A 5,385-nucleotide genomic window follows, 5' to 3' on the forward strand; every position below is an offset into this window, starting at 1 on the left:
AGCGACATGGACACCACGAGCGCCGCCGACGCGGCGACCCCGCTGCCGGCGAGCCCGCGCGAGCACCTGTCGTCACCCACGACCCGCGCGGTGCTGCGGTTGCAGCACACCGTGCTGGACGCGGCCCGGGAACACCTGGGCGGCAACGGCTTCACCGAGCTGCTGCCGCCGATCATCGGACCGGTCACCGACCCGGGCGCGCGCGGCGCGAAGCAGGTCGACGTCGACTACTACGGTCACCGGTACAAGCTGATGACCAGCGCGATCCTCTACAAGCAGGCGTCGCTGACCGCGTTCGACCGGATCTTCTGCATCGCGCCGAACGTGCGGCTGGAACCGCTGGAGACCAGCAACACGAGCCGGCACCTGGCCGAGTTCCACCAGATCGACGTGGAGATCGCGGGCGCGTCCCGCGACGACGCGATGGCGGTGGTCGAGGGGCTGGTCGCGCACGTGCTGCGGCGCGTCGTGGAGCGGTCGGCCGGGGAGCTGGAGGTCCTCGGGCGCGACCCCGACGCGTTCGCCGACCTGCTGTCCGGCGAGCCGTTCGAACGGCGCACGCACACCGCGGCCGTCGCCGACCTGCACGGCCTCGGGCACGACCAGAACCCGGACGCCGAGATCGACTGGGCCGGCGAGGCGGTGCTGTCGGCGAAGTCCAGCCGGCCGTTCTTCCTCACCGACTACCCGAAGGGCTCGCGCGGGTTCTACGACAAGGAGAACCCCGCCCAGGCCGGGCGGCTGCTGAACTTCGACCTGCTCGCACCCGAGGGGTACGGCGAGCTGTGCAGCGGCAGCGAGCGGGAGCACGAGTACGGCACGATCATCGCGCGGATGCGGGAGACCGGCGAGAACCCGGCCAAGTACGGCTGGTACCTGAAGATGGTCCGCGAGGGCATCCCCGGCAGCGCGGGCTTCGGCATCGGGCTGGAGCGGCTGACCCGCTACATCGCGGGCCTGGAGTCGGTGTGGCAGGCCAGCGCGTACCCGAAGGTGCCCGGGGTGGTGTCGCCGTGAGGGGGTTGAGCGCGGGGTCGTTCCCCGAGGCGGCGGTGCGGCAGCGGGCGCGGCTCGGCGCCGGGGCGGCGTTCCCGGCGTTGGCGGACTACGGGCGGGCGTTGTTCGGCGCGCCCGAGGCGGGGCCGGCGGGCGACGAGCTGGACGCGGCCCGGCTGGTGCCGCCCGTGTTCGTGCCCGAACGGCTGGAGAAGCTGATCGACCTGGCCCGCGAGCCGCTGCACGGTGACGTCGACCTGGGCACGGAGATCGGCGGCTTCACCTCGCCGCTTCCGCTGTACCTGTCGGCGTTCGGGTCGACGCAGGTGGCCAGCGCGGACCTCGGGCAGGCGGCGAGCGCCCAGGCCGGTGCGCTGGGCGTGCCGATGGTGATCGGGGAGAACGTCGTGCCGGTCAACGGGTACGGGCGGCTCACCGGCGGTGGCGGGCGGTCGTTGCTGGGGCGGATCTCGGCGTACGCGGGGGCCGTGCCGGACGGGGTGGGCGGCGTGGTCGTGCAGCAGAGCACGGAGGACGCCGACGCGGAGGTGTGGAACCTGGTCTACAGCGACCCCTCGGCCCGGCCGCTGCTGGACTCCGGGCGGCTCGGGTTCGAGCTGAAGGTGGGGCAGGGCGCGAAACCGGGGCTCGGCGGGCTGACCGTGGTCGACTCGGCGGACGGCGACCGGTTGTCGGCGCAGTTCGCGGTGGAGCACGTGTTCGGCGCGGAGTCGGGGCGGGCGTTGCGGTGCGCGAGCCCCGGCACGTTCACCGAGGAGATCCTGCGCCAGCAGATCCGGTTGATGCGCAACAACTTCCCGCGCGCCCGGGTGTGGGTCAAGCTGCCGCCCGGCCGTGACGTCGCGCTCGCGGCGGCCGTGGCGTGGGAGGCGGGGGCGGACGCCGTGACCGTCGACGGCGCCGAGGGTGGCAGCGGGTGGGCCCCGACGTCGTTCCTGTCGGGCGTCGGCCTGCCGCTGGCCGAGTGCCTGCGCCGCCTGGCCGGCCCGTCCGGGTGCCTGCTGGTGTCCGGCCGGGTGTGGGAGGGGTTGCGGGCGGCCAAGTGCCTGGCCGCCGGGGCTCGGGCGACCGGGCTGGGGCGGGCGGCGCTGCTCGCGGTGGACGAGGACCCCGAGGCCGGGCTGACGCGGCTGGTGGAGTGCCTGGCGCTGGAGCTGCGGCTGCTGATCAGCGCCCTGGGCAAGTACCGCGCGGCGGCGCTGACCCCGGAGGACCTGTGGTCGCCGACGGGTTGGGCGGTCCCGGCGCGCACAGCGGTCGGGACCGTGACCGGATGACCGCGCCCGCCCGGGTCCGGCGGGGGCCGATGTCGCTCTCCTACCTCACCTTCGTGTCCGCCACCGGGTTGTCGTCGCTCGGGGACGCGGCCTGGATGTTGGCGCTCACCACGACGCTCATCGGTGTGTCCAGCGCGACCACGGCCGGCCTGCTGGTCGCCTTGGCCGGGGTGCCCCGGGTGATCGCGCTGCTCGGCGGCGGTGTCGCGGCGGATCGGTACGGACCGGTGAAGGTCATGGTCTGGACCGACCTGGCGCGGTGCGCGGTCATGGTGGTGGCGGCGGGTGTGGTGGTGGCGGTGGAGCCGACGGCGGCCGTGCTGGCGGTGGTGGCGGCGGGGTTGACGGTGCTCGGGGCGTTCTTCGTGCCCGCGTCGGGCGCGCTGCGGCCGTTGCTGCTGCCCGACGAGCACCTGGTGCGCGGCAACGCGCTCTACCTCATCGGGCTGCGCACCGGTCAGGCGGCGGGTGGTCCGGTCGGCGCGGCCTTGCTGGGCCTGGGCGGGGTGGCGGCGGTGGCGGTGGCCAACGCCGCGAGTTTCCTGGTGTCGGCGGCGGCGGTGGCGCGCAGTCGACCCGGAGGTCCGGTGCCCCGGGGCGATCGCGTCGCCATCCGCACGAGGATCGCCGAAGGGCTCCGGCACGTGGCCGGCGACCCCCAGCTGCGCACGCTGGTGCTGGTCGTCGGGCTGGTCGAGCTGGCGGCGGCGGGGCCGGTGAACATCGGGCTCGTGCTGCTGGCGCACTCGATCGGCGCGGGCGACCCCGGCGCGGGCCTGCTGCTCACCGCGTTCACGGTGGGCGCGACGGTCGCGTTCCTGGTCACCCTGGCACGTCCGGTCGGCCGGCGCGCGGGACCGGCGCTGGTGCTGGGCGTCTGCGCGCAGGCCGTGGTGCTGGGAGCACTGGGCGTGCTCGACACCCTGCCGGCGCTGCTCGGCGGCTACGGCGTGCTCGGTTCGGTCACCGCGCTGTCCGGGGTCGTGCTGACCTCGTTGATCCAACGCCGCACGCCCGCACCGGTGCGCGGCCGGGTCATGTCGATCATGTCGCTGGTGGTGTTCGGCGCGCCCCTGCTGGGCAACGCGTTCATCGGCGTCTCCATCGACCTGTTCGGCATCACCACCACGATGGCGCTGCACGCGTTGTCGGCGCTCGTGGCCGTCTGCGTGTACGCGTCCTCGCCCGTCCTGAGGGGAGCCCGCCTTGACTGAGACGACCGCGGCCGAGTGGCCGTCGCTGACCGACCTGCGCTCGCGCCTGACGGGCGGTGAGCTCACCGCGACCGACCTGCTCTCGGCGTGCCTGGACCGGATCGGGGAGGTCGACCCGCTCGTGCGCGCGGTCCTGGCGCTCGACCCGACGGCCCGCGACCAGGCCCGCGAGAGCGACGCGCGGATCGCCGCCGGCCGCGCCCGCGCGCTGGAGGGCGTGCCGGTGCTGGTGAAGGACAACATCGACACCGCCGGCCTGGCGACCACCGCCGGGTCGCGGCTGCTGGCGGGCACGCCACCCCGCGCGGACGCCGACGTGGTGGTCCGGCTGCGCCGGGCCGGGGCCGTGGTGGTCGGCAAGGCGAACCTCTCCGAGTGGGGCAACTTCCGCTCCACCGGCGGCGTCGAGGGCTGGTCGGCGGTCGGCGGGCAGACCCGCAACCCGCACGTGCTCGACCACAGCCCCGGCGGGTCGTCGTCGGGCTCGGCGGTGGCGGTCGCGACCGGCATGACGCCGCTGGCGCTCGGCACGGAGACCGACGGTTCGATCGTCGTCCCCGCCGCGCTCAACGGCGTGGTCGGCGTGAAACCGGCCCTCGGCCTGCTGCCCGGACGCGGGATCGTGCCCGTGTCACGCGTGCAGGACACCGCGGGCGTGCTCGCGCCCAGCGTCGCCGACGCGGCCACGTGCCTGGCGGCGCTGACCGGTGGACCGGCGGTGCGCCCCGTCCCCGCGCCGGGTTTGCGGATCGGCCTGTGGCACGGCCGGCGGATGGACGACGCCGTGCTGTCCGAAGTGGACCGCGTCGCCGAGCGGCTGCGCGCCGCCGGTGTCGTCGTGGTGCCGGTCGAGCTGCCGTGGGACGCGCCGCCGCTGATCGCCGGGATGGACGCGCTGCTCGCCGAGTTCCGGCTCGGCCTGGACGGCTACCTGGCCGCGCGCGGCGGCCCGGTGACGTCGCTGGCCGACGTGCTGGCCGGCAACCGGTCCGATCCCGTCGAGCTGGGCCCGTTCGGCCAGGACGTGCTGGAACGCGCCGCCGAGGTCACCGACGAGCAGCTCGCCGAGGCGTCCGCGAAACGCGCGCAGGCCCGGTGGTGGGCCCGCGACGCCCTCGGCTCGGTGCTGGCCGACCACGCGCTGGCCGGGATCGTGGCGCCGACCACCGAACCGGCGTGGCGGCTCGCGCCCGACGGCGACCCGCTGACCCGCAACACCTCGACGATCCCGGCGATGGCCGGCGTGCCGAACGTGACCGTGCCGGCGGGGTTCCTCGGCCGGCTGCCGTTCGGGACGTCGGTGTTCGGGCCGCGGGACACGTTCGAGGCGCTGACGCTCGCGGCGACCGTGGAAGAGGTGTGCGGGGACCGGCGGGCGCCCCGCTTCCTGGAGGCGTAGGGCCGAGCACTTCGGGGTCGGCACGACCGGGGCAGTCCCGGTCGTGCCGACCCCGTCGTCGTTCCCGGGTGGGCACGGGAGCTGCCGCCTATCTGCCGCCCGCACTGCCGGAACCGCGCCCTCGCCGCCCCTAGCGTTGCCCTTGCAGCGAAACCGTTGTCCCGCAACGACAAGGAGCAGACGATGACGAACCCCTTCGACAACCCCGACGGCGAGTTCCTCGTGCTCGTCAACGACGAGGGCCAGCACTCGCTGTGGCCGGGCGACATCGACGTCCCCGCCGGCTGGGACGTCACCCACGGGCCGGACACCCGCGCCGCCTGCCTGGAGCACATCGAGACCACCTGGACCGACCTGCGGCCGGCGAGCCTCGCCGCCCTGCGCGCCTGACGACACCCACGACACGCGACGACTGGGGAGCTGGTTTGCGGTGACCACGACACACCCGATCGGCACGGCCCTCCCGGCCGTGCACGCC

The 5,385-nt window shown here is 75.0% G+C and carries 5 protein-coding genes; all 5 read left to right on the forward strand.

Annotation, left to right across the window (positions count from 1 at the left end; all coding sequences use genetic code 11):
* The first annotated feature begins 6 nt into the window (after nucleotides 1–6).
* The 5 genes from ACIQMJ_RS09465 (at nucleotide 7) to ACIQMJ_RS09485 (ending at nucleotide 5,297) form a co-directional block, all read left to right on the forward strand.
* Nucleotides 7–1,017, forward strand: coding sequence for an asparagine synthetase A (locus tag ACIQMJ_RS09465; protein ID WP_499760479.1), 1,011 nt, complete (start codon nucleotides 7–9; stop codon nucleotides 1,015–1,017).
* Nucleotides 1,014–2,294: a glutamate synthase-related protein gene (locus ACIQMJ_RS09470; RefSeq protein WP_499760480.1), complete on the forward strand. Its 1,281-nt coding sequence runs from the start codon at nucleotides 1,014–1,016 to the stop codon at nucleotides 2,292–2,294. The genes ACIQMJ_RS09465 and ACIQMJ_RS09470 overlap by 4 nt, the downstream gene beginning before the upstream one ends.
* A complete protein-coding gene (locus tag ACIQMJ_RS09475; RefSeq protein ID WP_499760481.1) occupies nucleotides 2,291–3,508 on the forward strand; it encodes an MFS transporter in 1,218 nt (405 codons plus the stop codon). The genes ACIQMJ_RS09470 and ACIQMJ_RS09475 overlap by 4 nt, the downstream gene beginning before the upstream one ends.
* Nucleotides 3,501–4,907 carry an amidase family protein gene (locus ACIQMJ_RS09480; protein ID WP_499760482.1) on the forward strand — a complete coding sequence of 469 codons (1,407 nt, stop codon included), beginning with the start codon at nucleotides 3,501–3,503 and terminating at the stop codon, nucleotides 4,905–4,907. Before ACIQMJ_RS09475 ends, ACIQMJ_RS09480 begins: the two co-directional genes overlap by 8 nt.
* A gap of 183 nt (nucleotides 4,908–5,090) precedes the next feature.
* Nucleotides 5,091–5,297 carry an MbtH family protein gene (locus tag ACIQMJ_RS09485; protein WP_499760483.1) on the forward strand — a complete coding sequence of 69 codons (207 nt, stop codon included), beginning with the start codon at nucleotides 5,091–5,093 and terminating at the stop codon, nucleotides 5,295–5,297.
* Nucleotides 5,298–5,385: the final 88 nt, after the last annotated feature.

Source organism: Actinosynnema sp. NPDC091369 (assembly GCF_044757065.1).
In the GTDB taxonomy this organism is placed as follows: Bacteria; Actinomycetota; Actinomycetes; order Mycobacteriales; family Pseudonocardiaceae; genus Actinosynnema.